At 69.4% G+C, this 15,480-nt stretch carries 12 protein-coding genes and 1 riboswitch; of the genes, 5 read left to right on the top strand and 7 right to left on the bottom strand.

Annotated features, from left to right (window positions below; genetic code table 11):
* Nucleotides 1-131 precede the first annotated feature (131 nt).
* On the bottom strand, nucleotides 132-1,031 hold the full coding sequence (locus QMO76_RS03845; RefSeq protein WP_306359760.1) for a LysR family transcriptional regulator: 900 nt from the start codon (nucleotides 1,029-1,031) through the stop codon (nucleotides 132-134).
* A gap of 263 nt (nucleotides 1,032-1,294) precedes the next feature.
* Between QMO76_RS03845 and QMO76_RS03840 the strand changes: the two genes are divergently transcribed.
* From QMO76_RS03840 to QMO76_RS03830, 3 genes are all read left to right on the top strand, one after another.
* Nucleotides 1,295-2,920: an MFS transporter gene (locus QMO76_RS03840; protein WP_306359759.1), complete on the top strand. Its 1,626-nt coding sequence runs from the start codon at nucleotides 1,295-1,297 to the stop codon at nucleotides 2,918-2,920.
* Nucleotides 2,921-3,057: 137 nt separating this feature from the next.
* On the top strand, nucleotides 3,058-4,164 hold the full coding sequence (locus tag QMO76_RS03835; protein WP_306359758.1) for an esterase-like activity of phytase family protein: 1,107 nt from the start codon (nucleotides 3,058-3,060) through the stop codon (nucleotides 4,162-4,164).
* A gap of 83 nt (nucleotides 4,165-4,247) precedes the next feature.
* Nucleotides 4,248-5,807, top strand: coding sequence for a DASS family sodium-coupled anion symporter (locus tag QMO76_RS03830; protein WP_306359757.1), 1,560 nt, complete (start codon nucleotides 4,248-4,250; stop codon nucleotides 5,805-5,807).
* Between the two features lie 205 nt (nucleotides 5,808-6,012).
* On the opposite strand, the gene putP is transcribed toward QMO76_RS03830, so the two are convergent.
* The gene (putP, locus tag QMO76_RS03825; RefSeq protein WP_306359756.1) at nucleotides 6,013-7,518 is read right to left on the bottom strand and encodes a sodium/proline symporter PutP; all 1,506 of its coding nucleotides are present in this window, start codon (nucleotides 7,516-7,518) and stop codon (nucleotides 6,013-6,015) included.
* Between the two features lie 291 nt (nucleotides 7,519-7,809).
* A complete protein-coding gene (locus tag QMO76_RS03820) occupies nucleotides 7,810-8,199 on the bottom strand; it encodes a YbaB/EbfC family nucleoid-associated protein (RefSeq protein ID WP_306359755.1) in 390 nt (129 codons plus the stop codon).
* A gap of 283 nt (nucleotides 8,200-8,482) precedes the next feature.
* On the opposite strand from QMO76_RS03820, the gene QMO76_RS03815 reads away from it, so the two are divergent.
* Nucleotides 8,483-10,042 carry an alpha/beta hydrolase gene (locus tag QMO76_RS03815; protein WP_306359754.1) on the top strand — a complete coding sequence of 520 codons (1,560 nt, stop codon included), beginning with the start codon at nucleotides 8,483-8,485 and terminating at the stop codon, nucleotides 10,040-10,042.
* Between the two features lies 1 nt (nucleotide 10,043).
* Here the strand turns inward: QMO76_RS03815 and QMO76_RS03810 are convergent, their stop codons facing one another.
* The 4 genes from QMO76_RS03810 to QMO76_RS03795 are packed head-to-tail and all read right to left on the bottom strand — an operon-like array spanning nucleotide 10,044 to nucleotide 13,594.
* Nucleotides 10,044-10,976, bottom strand: coding sequence for a glycine betaine ABC transporter substrate-binding protein (locus QMO76_RS03810; RefSeq protein ID WP_306360173.1), 933 nt, complete (start codon nucleotides 10,974-10,976; stop codon nucleotides 10,044-10,046).
* A 47-nt stretch (nucleotides 10,977-11,023) separates the two neighbouring features.
* Nucleotides 11,024-11,773 carry an ABC transporter permease gene (locus QMO76_RS03805; protein WP_306359753.1) on the bottom strand — a complete coding sequence of 250 codons (750 nt, stop codon included), beginning with the start codon at nucleotides 11,771-11,773 and terminating at the stop codon, nucleotides 11,024-11,026.
* The gene (locus QMO76_RS03800) at nucleotides 11,770-12,951 is read right to left on the bottom strand and encodes an ABC transporter ATP-binding protein (RefSeq protein ID WP_306359752.1); all 1,182 of its coding nucleotides are present in this window, start codon (nucleotides 12,949-12,951) and stop codon (nucleotides 11,770-11,772) included. Before QMO76_RS03800 ends, QMO76_RS03805 begins: the two co-directional genes overlap by 4 nt.
* Nucleotides 12,944-13,594: an ABC transporter permease gene (locus QMO76_RS03795; protein WP_306360172.1), complete on the bottom strand. Its 651-nt coding sequence runs from the start codon at nucleotides 13,592-13,594 to the stop codon at nucleotides 12,944-12,946. The genes QMO76_RS03800 and QMO76_RS03795 overlap by 8 nt, the downstream gene beginning before the upstream one ends.
* Before the next feature lie 125 nt (nucleotides 13,595-13,719).
* Nucleotides 13,720-13,846, top strand: a riboswitch (cobalamin riboswitch).
* 38 nt (nucleotides 13,847-13,884) lie between these two features.
* Here QMO76_RS03795 and QMO76_RS03790 point away from each other — a divergent pair.
* Nucleotides 13,885-15,480 (top strand): ABC transporter substrate-binding protein, encoded by a 1,596-nt coding sequence (locus tag QMO76_RS03790; protein WP_306359751.1) that lies wholly within the window; start codon nucleotides 13,885-13,887, stop codon nucleotides 15,478-15,480.

The following is a 15,480-nucleotide window of genomic DNA, read 5'->3' as shown; positions in this document are numbered from 1 at the left end:
CCCATCCCCGGCGGACGCACCGGATGCCGGTTCGGCTCGTTGTTCCGGCCCGTTGCCGCCGCCGGTCACGATGGGCGGGAGGTGCGCCACGTGGGACGCGTGGCGGCCGCGGCGATGCCCGATCGGGCCGGTCAGCGCTCGCCGCGATCGGACTTCGCCAGGTGGGAGATGGTCTCGACGAAGGCGCGGACGGCCGCGGTGTCACGTCCCGCATGCCACAGGAGTCCGTATTCGACGGGCGGAGCGTCGCTGAGCGGGATGTAGGTGAGCTCTTGGCGGGAGTGGTACTGCTCGGCTCGGGCGGAGAGGATGGTGACGCCCTTGCCTTCGCCTATGTAGCAGAGGATTTCGTGGAAGGTCATGGCCACGGGGTCGTGCCGGATCGGTGCTCCGCTCGGGGTTCGGTGCGGGTAGCGCCGGTCGTAGAAGCCGGGGGACAGTCCGGAGAAGGTGATCAGCGGGTACGGCGCGAGGTCCTCCAGGGAAACGGAATCCCGTTGTGCGAGAGGGTGATTTCTGGGAGTGAGCAGTGCGGGAGGTTCGGTGAACAGGACGGGTCCGTTGACGATGCCCGGTTCGTCGGTCGGCCACTCGCTGAGCTGTAGGTCGACCTCGCCCGCGGTGAGCGGTCCGAAGGAATCGGCCAGCGACATCTCCTGTATCCGCACCTCGCATCCGGGGTAGCGGTCCCGGAACTGGTCGGCGGCGCGGAACATGAGTGCGCCGCACCAGGGCGAGGAGAACGCGAGCCGCACCGGGCCGGTGACGTTCCGCGTGGCCTCGGTGGCATTGTGTATCGCCTGCTGGACGAGGGCGTATCCGACGTTCAGCTCATCCTGGAAGCGCTGCCCGACCGAGGTCAACGCCACTCGTCGGCTGCTGCGTTCGAAGAGTGGACCGCCGATGCGGCGTTCGAGCTTCTTGATGGTCTGGCTCACCCGTCCGGGGGAGACTCGCAAACGTTCGGCGGTCCGGGCGAAGTGCAGTTCCTCCGCCAGCGCCAGGAAGGTTTCGATCTCGTGCCGTTCCATGCCGCTACCGTTTAGTCCTGCTGAACATAGGTTCACTGTATCGTCATCGATCCGGCGGGTCGCCCCGGCCGATGATGGGGGGTTGGCCTGGCGGGACGCGCACCGAAATTCCGGTCGGCTTAGTTCTGCTAAACCGGCCTTGGCCGGATCGTCATTGCTCCGAACAACGGTGCTGATCGACGCTTGACAGGCAGAAACGGCCGGATTCCCGGCCGCCGCCGACGATCGAGCTGGATCGTTACTCGACTGGAAATGGATTCCCCATGCGATCATCACCGCTGCCCGATGCCGGAGTGCCCGCGCGAGCCGGCGCGAAGGAATGGCTCGGGCTCTCCGTGCTGCTACTTCCCACGGTGCTGCTGTTCCTCACCATGACGGTGCTGTTCCTGGCCACCCCGGATATCGCCGTCGACCTGCGTCCGAGCAGCGGAGAATTGCTCTGGATCAATGACATCTACGGATTCGCCATGGCCGGGTTGCTGGTGGCGATGGGCACCCTGGGCGACCGGATCGGCCGCCGCCGGATACTCCTGTTCGGCGCGATCATCTTCGGCGCGGCGTCGGCCGTCGCCGCCTTCGCTCCCACCGCCGGTGCGCTGATCGTCGCCCGCGCCGTCATGGGAATCGGCGCCGCGGCCGTGATGCCGTCGACGCTCTCGCTGATCAGCAATATGTTCCTCGATGCCAGGCAGCGCGGTACCGCGGTGGGCCTGTGGGCCGCGGCCGTATCCGTCGGTGTCGCCACCGGGCCGCTGTTCGGCGGTTTGCTGCTGGAGAATTTCTGGTGGGGCGCAGCGCTTCTCATCGGTGTGCCGGTGATGGCGGTGGTGGTGGCCGCCGTGCCCGTATTGGTTCCCGAATACCGCGCGCCGCAGGCCGGCCGACTCGACCTGCCCAGTGTCGCACTGTCTTTGGTCATGGTGCTGCCGATCGTCTACGGAATCAAGGAGTTCGCCGCGCACGGCATGACCGCTACGGCCGGCTGCGCGGTTCTGGCCGGTGTCGCGCTGCTGGCGGTCTTCATCCGGCGGCAGTTGCGGCTGGACGACCCGCTGCTGGATATGCGCTTGTTCCGCAATCGCACCTTCAGCAGTGCGCTGGGCGTCACGCTGCTCAATACGATCGCGCTCGGTGGTATCTATCTGCTGTTCACCCAGTATCTGCAGTTGGTCGAGGGACGATCGCCGCTGGCGGCGGGCCTGCTGATCCTGCCCGCCGCGGTGCTGCTGGTGATCGTCTCGATGCTCGCCCCGGTACTCGCCCGCCGCATCCGCCCGGCCTACCTCGTGGCGGCGGGCAGTCTGCTGTCCGTGGTCGGCTATCTGGTGCTCACCCAGGTCGATTCGGCCGCCGGACCGGCCCTGCTGATCATCGGCTTCTACATCCTGTATCCGGGAATCGCGCCGGAAATGGCACTGGTCACCGATATCGCGCTCGGATCGGCCCCGCCCGAGAAGGCCGGTGCCGCATCCGCTCTCAACAGCACCGCGAGTGACCTCGGTATCTCACTCGGCATCGCACTGCTCGGCAGCATCGGTGCCGCAGGCTACCGCGCCGACATGTCCGAATTCGACCTCACGGGCCTGTCCGCCGACGCCGCTGCCGCCGCCCGAGACACCCTGCCCGGCGCGTTGGCCGCCGCCGAGGAACTGCCGTACCAGGTCGGCGAGTCCTTGGCGGCCTCGGCGAAGGCGGCGTTCGCGCACGGCCTCGGCCTGGCCGCGGCGGCCGCGGCGGGTCTGGTCGCCGTCGCCGTGGTGCTTTCCGCGCTGCTGCTGCGTCGCGTTCCGCCGACCGGTGCCGCGACCGCGGTGGCCGCGCCCGCCGCGGACGCCGACCAGGCCGCCGAACCGTTGACGGAACTGGTCTCGCAGCGAAGCCGGGACTGAGCACGGGGGCCGGGCTCCGAGGACGGTGCCGCGACCGAGTCGATCCGCGCTGTGGGCATTCCGCCGCCGACCTGTTCGGCGGCGGAATTCCCCGGCCGTTCACCCGCCGGTACCGGCCCGCCGATAACGTGTCCGCCGTGGCGCATGGAGGGTCGAGGGCCGGACAGATAGCGCTGGCCGTGGTGGTCGCGGGGGTGCTTGGCGCACCGGCGGCACAGGCACAGCCGGAGATGTGGCCGGAGGTGCGGCTGGTGGGGGAGCGGGTGATCGCACACGATCTCGAGGTGCGGGGCACGGTGCTCGGTGGATTGTCGGGGATCGACTACCGCGCGAACACCGGGGAGTACGTGCTGATCAGCGACGATCGGTCGGAACGGAATCCGGCGCGGTTCTACACGGCGCGTTTCGCGGTGGACGGCGACGGATTGGGGCCGGTCACCTTCACCGGCACGCATGCGCTGCTCGATCCCTCCGGCGCCGAGTATCCGGCGAAATCCGTTGACCCCGAGGAGATTCGGGTCGATCCGTGGACCGGAGACCACTTCTGGACCCAGGAGGGTGAGCGCGCGGACACGGTGCTGATCGACCCGTCGGTGCGGATCGCCCGCCCGGACGGCGCCTACGTAGGCGACCTTCCGATTCCCGACAACGAGCGCATGCGCCCCGATGCGGGCCCGCGCCGCAATGCCGCACTGGAGGCGGCGACCTTCGCCGCGGGCGGCACCCTGTTCGTGACGGCGCTCGAGGGCCCGCTGCTCGAGGACGGGCCCGGACCCACCATCGCGCACGGCTCGCTCAACCGCCTGACCGTGCAGGCCCGATCCGGCCCGGTCCTGGCCCAGTACCTGTACCCGACCGAGCCGGTGTTCGCCGCATCGCGCCCCACACCGGGTCGCGGCGACAACGGCATCGTCTCCATCCTCGCGACCGACCCGCTGGACCCGTCGACGCTGCTGGTCCTGGAACGCGCCTACGTGCCCGGCGTCGGCAACAAGATCCGCCTCTACGAAGCCGATCTGGCCGCCGCCACCAATGTGCACGGCGGTGCCGCGACCGGGGCGCGTCCGGCTGCCAAACGCCTCGTCGCCGACCTGGACGACCTCGGCCTCACCCACATCGACAATATCGAGGGCATGACCTGGGGCCCGCGGCTGCCCTCCGGCGAACGCACCCTGATTCTGGTGAGCGACAACAATTTCAGCGCCGGACAGGTCACCCAGCTCATCGCCCTCGCCATGCGCTAGCCCGCGTGGACCGCGCGCGTTTCCCACGTACGCGGCCCGACCGCCCGGTACCGTCACGGAGACAGCGCGTTGAAAGGTGGGCGATGTCACAATCCACTGATTCTCCGGCCGTCGTGGACGATTCCAGCGGAGCGGCCCTGCGACGTTGGATCGGCCTCGGCGTCGGCGTGGTCCTGGCCGTGATCGTGTATTGGGTGCTGCCCGATTCACTGGGCACGCCCGCCCGCTCGACGGCGGCGGTGGCCGTGCTGATGGCGGTGTGGTGGATGACCGAGGCGTTGCCGCTGCCCGCCACGGCGCTGGTGCCGCTGGTGGCGTTTCCGCTGCTGAATGTCGCGCCGATGGGGACGCGGGGGCTGGATGCCGTCGGGGACGATGCCACCACCGGTGATGTGCTCGGTGCCGCCGCCCCTTACGCCGACAAGATCATCTTCCTGTTCCTGGGCGGCTTCCTGCTGGCGGCGACCATGCAGAAATGGGGACTGCACCGCCGCATCGCACTGCGGACCATCCGCGCGGTCGGCACCCGGCCGGTCTGGCTGATCGCGGGATTCATGCTGGCCACGGCCTTCCTGTCGATGTGGGTCAGCAATACCGCCACCGCCGTCATGATGCTGCCCATCGGACTGTCGGTGATCGTGCTGACCACGCGGCTCGGGGACGGCGACGGCGATCCCAATTTCGCCGTGGCGCTCATGCTCGGTATCGCCTACGCGGCGTCGATCGGCTCGCTGGGGACGATCATCGGCACCCCGCCCAACGGTCTGCTGGTGTCGAATCTGGCCGAGGAGGGCATCGCCATCTCCTTCGGGCAGTGGATGCTGTTCGGGGTGCCGATCGCCGCTCTGTTCCTGGTACTGGCCTGGATCGTGTTGACCCGCTGGATATTTCCACCCCGCATGGACGAAATCCCCGGCGGCCGTGAGGCCATCGACGAGCAGTATCGCGAACTGGGGCCGATGTCGCGCGGAGAGACCACGGTGCTGGTGGTCTTCGTGACCACCGCGCTGGCCTGGATTCTCATCCCGACCCTGTTCGGCTCCAATGGAATCGACGCGTTGCGCGACGCGGTGCCGTTCCTGACCCGCATCGGCGACGAGGTGATCGCCATCGCCATGGCCATCGCCCTGTTCGTCATTCCGGTCGGCCGCGGTGAGCGTCTGCTGGACTGGGAGACGGCCAAGGGGATCCCCTGGGGCATTCTGCTGCTCTTCGGCGGCGGGCTGTCGCTGGCCAACCAGATCCGGGTGACCGGGCTGGGCACCTGGATCGGCGATCAGGTGTCCGGGCTCGGCGGCATCCCGATCCTGCTGCTGGTCGCCGTGGTCACCGGCCTGGTGCTGCTGCTCACCGAACTGACCAGCAACACCGCCACGACAGCGACCTTCCTCCCGATCATCATCGGCGTGGCGGGCGGTCTCGGCCTGGACCCGATGCTGCTCGCGGTCCCGGTGGCGCTGGCCGCGACATCGGCCTTCATGCTGCCGGTCGCCACACCGCCCAACGCGGTGGTCTTCGGCTCGGGACATATCCGCATCGGCCAGATGATCAGGGCCGGAATCGGTCTCAATGTGATCGGCATGGTCCTGATCACCCTGGCCATGTTCACCCTAGCCGGACCGATCCTGGGCGTCGACCTCTGACAGTCCTTACGGCCGGGCGGTACTCGCCGCGGCCGGACCGCGTGGCGCGGTGTCCGATCGGTCGTGACGACGCCGCGCGAACATCGGTCCCATGACGGCGCACACCGGCGCGATCAGGGCGGTGAACCCGTTGAACGCGCCGCAGGTGAGATAGGAGGACACGGCCGTGCCGATCACGCCCGCGGCGATGTCGAAGCGCCCGCCGCTATCCTGCCCGGCTGGGTTCGCCGGTGGCCCCCTCCCAGGCGCGTTCCGGCGGGGTGCCGACGAAGCGGCCGCAGACGACTGCGGCGACGGTGGCGACGATCCAGCCCGGCACGATCTCGTACCAGCCGGTATCGGCCAGGGCGTCGACCTGCCGCCACACCACGACCGTGATCGCTCCGCCGAGAATGCCCGCCATCGCGCCCGCGGCGGTCATCCGCGGCCAGTACAGCGACAGCAGGATGACCGGACCGAACGCTGCCCCGAAGCCCGCCCAGGCGTAGGCGACGATATCGAGCACCGCGCCGCCGCTGAGCGCCATCACATAGGCGACGACCGCGACCACGACGACGGCCGCGCGGCCCACCCACACCAGCACCCGTTCGGAGGCGTCGCGGTCGAGGAAGGCGTGGTAGAAGTCCTCGGTCAGCGCGGTGGAGGACACCAGCAACTGGCTGTCGGCGGTGGACATGATGGCCGCCAGCACGGCGGCCAGCACCAGACCGGCTATCCAGGGCGCCAGCTGCTGCTGGGTGAGGGCGATGAACACCGTCTCCGGATTGTTCAGCGGTTCGTCGAGCACCACCACGCCGATCAGGCCGATGGCACACGCGGCCGTGAGTGTGATGACCACCCAGGTCATTCCGATGCGGCGTGCGGTGGGCACGTCGCCGGCACTGCGAATCCCCATGAACCGCGCCAGAATATGCGGCTGACCGAAGTAGCCGAGTCCCCAGGCGAGCAGCGACACGATGGCCACGAAGCCGAGCGAGCCGCCGTCGCCCCAGACGCCGTCGGTGAAGCTCGCCTCCGCACCCATATCGACCAGGGCGGGGGTCTTGTCGCCCAACGCGTCACGCACCGCGCCGATACCGCCGAAAGCGGCGACGGCGACGACGGGCACCAGCACCAGTGCGAAGAACATGAGCAGGCCCTGCACCACATCGGTGAAGCTCACCGCGAGGAACCCGCCCAGGAACGCGTACAGGACGATGACCAGCACCGCGACCGTGATGGCCAGCGTCGAATCGACGCCGAACACCTCCTCGAACAGCACCCCGCCGGCGACCAGGCCACTGGCCACGTACACCGTGAAGAAGACCAGGATCACCAGCGCCGACACCACCCGCAGCAGCCGCGTGCGATCCTCGAACCGGCTCTCGAAATACGAGGACAGACTCACCGCGTTCCCGGCGCGCTCGGTGTAGGTGCGCAGTCGCGGTGCGACGAACAGCCAGTTGAGGTAGGTGCCGACGGCCAGCCCGACGGCGATCCAGGTGGCGCCGATCCCGGCGGCGTACACCGCGCCGGGCAGCCCCAGCAGCAGCCAGCCGGACATATCGCTGGCCTGCGCCGACAGCGCGGCGGTGGGGGCATTGAGTTGTCGCCCGCCCAAGGCGAAATCGGCGAGCGTCGCCGTGCGCCGATACACCCACACCCCGATCGCCACCATAGCGACGAGATAGATGATGAACGTGGTCAGCGTTACCGCGTCCAATTCGACCATGACGGGCACCTCCCGGGTCCGCAGCGGCTTATGGCCGCGAGAGCGTACGGCACCGCACCGGAACGGGTGTGCCCGGAAGCTGGTGCCCGAGTTGTCGGATCACGGTAGACGATGATCGCGCCCCGAGGGGGCGACTCCCCGGGATTGAGGGCAGGTCCGGCCTTTCGCGAACAGCTGAGGGGGACCGGCGGCGGATCCAGTCCGCCCGGTCGTGGTGGTGAGATGCCGGGGGTCAGGGCGGGCAGCTCATCCGACCGGTGGGTTCAGTGGCGCGCAGCGCGTTCCGGTCGATTACCCGAAGTTCGGTGCGCCGGGAACCATTCCGGCGGCTGTGGGCAGCTGGCCGGTGGAGGGTGCGAAGGATGCCATCAGCTCCCAGGTGCGGGCCTGTGCTCGCTTGGATGCCTCGCGGCCGGCCGCGGCCACGGCGGTGCCCAGCTGTTCCAGCGAGATTCGCCGGGCGTCGGCATCGAAGCGCACGTCGGTGAGGACGCCGGTCGCGTCGACGGTGACCTCCACCAGGCCATCCGCCGACTCCGCGGTGCACCGGAGGGTGTTCAGCCGCTGATGGATCTCGGCGAGTCGGGTCTGCTGATCGCCGAGTGCGTCGACAACCTGGTCGATCTGCTCGCGCGCCGCGTCGGCAGGCGATCGCAGGTCTGCTCGTTCCGCACTGTCCATCGCATCTCCTCGTCTCGCGATCCGGTTCGTTCGCAGCAATTGTCGGTTCTTCCCACTGTGGGGAGTAACCCGTCCGCGAAGCGTCCCGGCGCGGGGATGCTCAGCCGCCGAGTGCCGTGAGCGCGGCGCGCAGCCCTGGTAGCTCGGGAGATGGAGAAGCTCTTCCTCTCCCTGGCCTGAGTGCCCCTGGTTTCCAGCGGGATTCCCGCCGTCACGCACCCTGTGGCAGGGTGGTGCGGGCAGTTGTCGGTTGGTGCTCGGAAGGCTCGGTGTGGTTTCGCGGTTGGGGCGCAGCAGATTCCCGTGGATTGTCGCCCTGGTGGCGGTGCTGGCCGGGCTGGGTGCGGTGCCGGTGCCCGCCGCGGCCGACGCCGTCGACAGCTATGTCGACGAGCTCGCCGAGGCGGCGGAAACGCCGGTGCTGCGCTGGAACGACTGCGGCGACGGATTCCGGTGCGCGAGCGCGGCGGTGCCACTGGACTACCACCGGCCGCACGATGAGCGCATCGAACTGGCCGTGATCGAACTGCCCGCCGCCGATCCGGATGCCCGCATCGGCACGCTGTTCGTCAACTTCGGCGGCCCCGGCGCGTCCGGAGTCGACCGGCTGCGGGACCGGGCCCGCTGGCCGTGGCTGTTCTCCGCGGAGCTGCGGGCGCGCTTCGACATCGTCTCGTGGGACCCGCGAGCGGTGGCGCGCAGCGCGGCGGCTCGGTGCTTCCCGAATACCGATGAGCAGCTGGCGTTCCTGGGCGCGTTCCCGCAGATGCCCGGGGATCCGGCCGGAGAGGCCGAATTCTATTCCTACAATCGGGAATTCGCCGAGCGCTGTGCGCGGTCGGCGGGTCCGATCCTGAACCATGCCTCGACCGCGAACACCGCGCGGGACCTGGAGCTGCTGCGGCGGGCCGTCGGTGACGAGCGACTGACCTACCACGGCATCTCCTACGGCACCCAGCTCGGCGCCACCTACGCCAATATGTTCCCCGGGCGCGTCCGGGCCATGGCGTTCGACGGATCCATGGACTTCCAGGGCAGCGCCACTGGCCACGGGACGCAGGGGGACACCGTTCCGCTGGACGCCCGCCAGGACGTGGCCACCGGTATGGCGGAGACCTTCGACGCCTTTCTGCGGCAGTGCGAGCAGGCCGGGCCGAATTGCGCCTTCTCCGCCGGGTTCCCGGGGCTCAAGTGGCGGGTGATCGCCGAACGGGCGCGCTTCGCGCCCATCCAGCTGAACGGATACACCTGGACCTACTCCGCGATCGTCAACGCGGCGGCCGGCCTTGCGCGCCCGTCGACCTATCCGGCACTGGCCGAACTGCTGCAATCGCTGTTCGACTCCGTCTTCGGCCTGCCGGGCATCGCGCCGATCTCCGGCGGTGCGAACTACACCGGCAATCGCACGGAGGCGTTCTTCACCACCCAGTGCGTGGACAGCACGGTGCCCACCGACCCGGCGGTGTACAGCCGCGCCGCCGTCACCGAGGACCGGCGGGTGCCGTACTTCGGCCGCATCGGCGTCTTCGACATGATGGCCTGCGCGTTCTGGCAGGCACAGGACGCCGACCGCTACACCGGCCCCTGGAACCGCCGCACCGCCGCCCCGATCCTGGTGCTCAACAGCCGATTCGATCCGGCCACACCGCTGGCGGGCGCGTACGCGGGCGCCGCACAGCTGGCCGACGCCCGCGTGGTGGTGGTCGAGGGGACGGGGCACAGCAGTATGTATGTGCCCAGCACCTGCGCCGAACGGGTGAAGCGGGAGTATCTGTTCACCGGCGAACTGCCCCCGGCGGACACCCGCTGCGCGATGGACCGCTCGCCGTTCGATCCGGCCTGACTCACCCGATGGTGACGAACCCCCGCGCCGCCATCCACGCGCGCGCCACCTGCGCCGGCTCCCGGCCCTCCACGTCCACCTGCCGGTTCAGTTCGGTGATGGTCTCGTTGGTGAGCAGTCGCGAGATCGGCGTCAGCACCTCGATCACCTCCGGATGCGCCGTGGCGAAATCCTCCCGCATGACCAGGGCCGCATTGTAGGTCGGGAAGAAGCCGCGATCATCGGTGAGCAGCCGCAAATCCAGCGCGGGAATGCGGCCGTCGGTGGCGGCGACGGACCCGAAGCGGCATTGGCGGGCATCGGCGACGGCCTGGTAGACGAGCGCGTCCTGCACGATCTGCTTCGGCACCCGCCCGGCGTCGATGCCGTAGGTGCGCGTCATCCCGGGGAAACCGTCCTGGCGCACATTGAATTCGGTGCCGACGCAGGTGGCGGCCGCGGCTGGATCGGCGGCGGCCAGCGCCGCGTAGTCGGACAGGGTGGTCACCCCGGTCTCCTCGGCGGTGCGGGCGCTGGTCGCGATCGCATAGGTGTTGTTCATGGGAGCCAGTGCCGCCCAGATCATGCCGTGCGCGGCCAGATCGGCGTCGCGCACCGCCTCGAACTGCTCCCGTGAACCCGGCACCGGGATCTCGTTGCCCAGGTAGTTGATCCAGCCCGTCCCGGTGTAGTCGTAGGCGATATCGATCTGCCCGCGTTCCTGCGCGTCGCGCAGACTGTTGGAGCCGACGATATTGGTGAGGTCGCGCACCTGCGCCCCGGCCGCCGACAGCGCGAACTCGATGAGGTAGCCGAGAATGATCTGCTCGGTGAAGTCCTTGGAACCGACCGTGATCGGGACGCCCTCCAGGGCGGGGACGGGCCGGATGGAGCCGGGCTGCACGCGCAGCGGCACCGCGCTGCCCGCCTCCAATCCGCAGGCCGCCGCGAGCATTCCGAGTGCGAGCAGCACGGCCGTGCAGCCGCGCCGAATCCTGCCGTTCACCGCAACCCCCTCGGCCCGAGGAACCGTTCGGCCAGCGCGCCCAGCCAGTCGATGAACAGGGCCAGCGCCACCGCGAGCAGCGCGCCCACCCAGAGCGTGACGTTGTCGCGCAGTTTGTAGCCGGTGTCGATGAGAATGCCCAGCCCGCCCGCGCTCACCAGGAACGACAGTGTGGCCGTGCCCACCGCCAGCACCAGCGAGGTGCGCAGGCCCGCCAGAATGTAGGGCACCGCGAGCGGGAATTCGATGCGCCGCAACACCGTCGCCGCCGACATGCCCTGGCCGCGACCGGCGTCGACGATCGCCGGATCGACCTCGTCGTAGCCAAGGATGGTGTTGCGCAGCACCGGAAGCAGCGACAGCAGCACGATCGGGGCGACCCCGATCCAGAAGCCGGTGGTGCGGGTGATCAGATAGAACAGCACGATGAGGCCGATCGCCGGGGCCGCCGCGCCGATATTCGCGAGGCCGACGAACAGCGGTGTGAGACGCCGGAATCGGGGGCGGGTGAGCAGGGTGCCCAGCGGTACGGCGATGGCGATGACGATCGCGACCACGGTCACGGTGATGAGGATGTGCTGCCAGGTGACGGTGGCGATATTGGTCGCGGTGAGGCTGGCGCGCTGCGTCGCCGTGAGTTCGCGTGCGAAGGCCCACACCAGCACCCCCACGCTCAGCGCCACCGCGAGCAGCGGTTGGGCCACCAGCCGGATGCGTTCGGCGCGCCGCTCGGCCCGCGCGGTCACGCCGAATCTCCCGCGTCGGCGCGCGCGTGCGCGGTGCGGATGGCGGACAGGTGCGCGACCAGCGTGTCGATGGTGATCAGCCCCGCGTACGCGCCCCGGCGGCCGGTGACGACGGCATTGGCGGTGCTGTCGGCCAGCAGCGCCTCCAGCGCCTCCTGCAATGTGGATCGCAGCGAAACCGCCTCGCCCACCGGCGTTCCCACCTCTCGCAGCGAGGTCGCGTGCGCGAGCTGGGGGAGGGTGACCCAGCGCAGCGGGCGGCTGTGGTCGTCGAGGATCAGGCCGAAGTCGCGCCGGCCCTTGGCGAGCGTGTCGCGCAGCAGGTCGACCGAGGAGCTCTCCGCCGCGGTGGGGCAGTCGCCCAGATCCACGTCCGCGACCCGGGTCAGGGTGAGCTGTTTGAGCGCGGCGTCCGCGCCCACGAACCCGGCCACGGTCTCATCGGCCGGTTCGGCCAGGATCGCGGCCGGGGTGTCGTATTGCAGGATGCGGGATCGATTGCCCAGCACGGCGATACGGTCGCCGAGCTTGACCGCCTCGTTGAAATCGTGGGTGACGAAAACGATGGTCTTGCGCAATTCGGCTTGCAGCCGCAGCAATTCGTCCTGGAGCAGGCCGCGGGTGATGGGGTCGACCGCGCCGAACGGCTCGTCCATGAGCAGCACCGGCGGATCGGCGGCCAGCGCCCGCGCCACGCCCACCCGCTGCTGCTGACCGCCCGACAGCTGGCGCGGATAGCGGTCGCGGAAGGTGTCCGGGTCGAGCCCGACCAGCTCGAGCATCTCGTCGACGCGCTCGGCGATGCGGGTGCGGTCCCAGCCGATCAGGCCGGGGACGGTGGCCACATTCCGTGCCACCGTGAGATGCGGGAAGAGTCCGGCCTGCTGGATGGAGTAGCCGATGCCGCGGCGCAGCCGATCCGGGTTCACCGCCGCGGTGTCGCGCCCGTCGATGGTGATGGTGCCCGAACTGGGTTCGATGAGCCGGTTGATCATGCGCATGGTGGTGGTCTTGCCGCAGCCCGACGGCCCCACCAGCACCACCGTCTCACCGGCCGGAATGGTCATGGAGACCTGGTCGACCGCCGGATCGCGCTGCCCCGGATAGTGCTTGGTGACGGCGTCGAGCACGATCTCGGCCCCGGAGACGGCCGGTTCGGCACTGCTGGTGTCAGGCACGGATACCCCCGGATGTGGTCAGTCGCCCGGCGAGGACGAGGAGTGCGTCGAGCAGCAGGGCCAGCACGACGATGAGCACGGTGCCGGTGAGCGCCTGCGGCACCGCCGTCGGCGTGCCCAGCCGGGCCAGCCCCGAGAAGATGAGGTTGCCCAGGCCCGGCCCCTTGGCGTAGGCGGCGATGGCGAGAATGCCCATGATCATCTGGGTGCTGATCCGCATGCCCGCGAGAATGGCGGGCCAGGCCAGCGGCAGTTCGATCCGTGCCAGCACCCGCAGCCGGTTCATCCCCACGCCTCGCGCGGCGTCGGTCACCGCCGGGTCCACCGCGGACAGTCCCACGATGGTGTTGCGCAGGATCGGCAGCAGCGCGTACAGCACCAGTGCGGTGATGGTCGGCGGAACACCAAGTCCCAGAACGGGAATCAGTATCCCGAGCAGCGCGAACGACGGAATGGTCAGAATGATGCTCGCGGTGGCGGTCGCCGCCGCCGACCCCAGCGGGCTGCGGTGCACCAGCGCGCCGATCAGCACCGCCACCACCGAGGCGATGGCGATGGCCTGCACCACCGCGGAGACGTGCAGATACGAATCCGTCATCAGTTGATGGCGGTGGTCGACGATGAAACTCCACAGGGCGTCCAGTGCTCACCCTCCCCGCTGGTCGGTATCGCGGCTGAGCATAGTGGGGAAACCGCGGGGGTCGGGGATTTCGCCGCATACCGACGCACCGGCGGCGACTGACCGAACGGTATGGTCTGACCCGACGCAGGGAACACCGGTGTGAATCCGGGGCTGTCCCGCAACTGTCACCGAGGAGCGATCCGCCGAATACGGCCACGACCTGCCCAGGTTGGAAGGCCGGTGGAGAGCGTCGATCCGGGAGCCAGGATACCTGCGCCGGCGGTAACGGGAGCACACCCACGAGGATGGCGATGAACAACTACACACCAGCCCGGCCCGGCTTCGGTCGGCGGCGATTCCTGCTCGGCGGCATGGGCGCACTCGGCGCGGTCGCGCTGGGCGGCACCGGCGTGCTCGCGGGCTGCGGCAGCGAGACCGGCCCGGCGGGTGCGCCGGACGGGCCGCCGCGCACCGGCGGGCGGCTGCGGTCGGTGATCGCGGGCCGCTCCGCGAGTTCCGATGTGCTCGATCCGCACGAGGCGGGGAGTTCGGCGGGCGGCGCGGTGTCGAAGAACGTGTGGGACAAGCTGGTCGCGTACAACAACGACCTGACCCTGCGCTACCGGCTCGCGGAGTCGCTGGAACCGAACGCCGACGGCAGCGAGTGGCGCATCCGGTTGCGACCGGGGGTGGTCTTCAGCGACGGCGCGCCACTGACCTCGCGGGATGTGCTGTGGAGTTTCGAGCGCATGCTCGATCCGGCCAAGAAGTCCTCCGGCGACCTCTCGGTGGTCGATATGTCCCGCAGCCGGGCCGACGGCGACCTCGACGTGCTGGTCGCGATGAAAACCCCGCTGGCCGACTTCGGTTCGGTGCTGGCTGGCTGGTACTGCTACATCGTCAAGGACGGCACCGGGGCCATCGACGGCTCCGTGCTGCCGGTGGGCACCGGCCCGTTCGCACTGGAGCGGTGGTCCCCCGGGGACCGGACGCTGCTGCGCCGCAACGAGCGCTACTGGGACGGACGTCCGCTGCTCGACGAGGTCGAGATCATCCAGATCGCCGAGACCGAGGCGCGGGTCAACGCCTTCCTGTCCGGGGAAGCCGATGTGGTGCACGAGATCTCGTACCTCCAGGCGCGCACGCTGTCCGACGATCCCGACACCACCGTGGTGGTTCCGCCCGCCGGGCTGATGGGCGCGTTCCAGATGCGGGTGGACACACCACCGTTCGACGATGTGCGGGTCCGTCAGGCCATGCGACTGGCGGTGGACCGGCAGGCCATGGTGGACGCGGTGTACTACGGCTACGCCGAGGTCGGCAATGACATCTACGGCAAGGGCGCGCCGTTCTACCACGACGGACTGCCGCAGCGCTCCTACGATCCGGACCGGGCGCGGGAACTGCTGCGCGCGGCGGGCAAGGAGAATCTGACCGTCACCCTGCCCACGGCCGACGGCGCGCCGGGCATGCTCGCGTCGGCCACGCTCTTCGCCGAGCAGGCCGAGGCCGCGGGCATCACCATCAACCTGGAATCGGTACCGGCCGACACCTACTTCTCGCAGATCAGCGGTAAAGCGCCGCTGTCGCATATCGGTTGGTGGAACTACAGTCTCGACTACTTCTACGGCCAGACCATGACCAGCACCTCACCGAGCAACGGCACCGGCTGGCGGCGGCCCGAGTGGGACGCCACCTTCGCGCAGGCCCGTGCCGCCATGGATCCGCGGCGGCGTGCGGAGCTGTATCGCGAACTCCAGGAAGAGCTCTGGAACGAGGGCGGCTACATCCTGCACAGCTTCGCCAAACGTCCCGACGCGGCCAAGAACCACGTCGGGGGTGTGCGCAACGGCGTGCCCGGCACCGACGACTGGGCCAACTACGCCACCACCTGGCTCGCCACCTAG

This window comes from Nocardia sp. CC227C, from assembly GCF_030767025.1.
Lineage (GTDB): Bacteria > Actinomycetota > Actinomycetes > Mycobacteriales > Mycobacteriaceae > Nocardia.
Note: the sequence above shows the minus strand (reverse complement) of the source record. Positions and strands in the feature narration are given on the sequence as shown.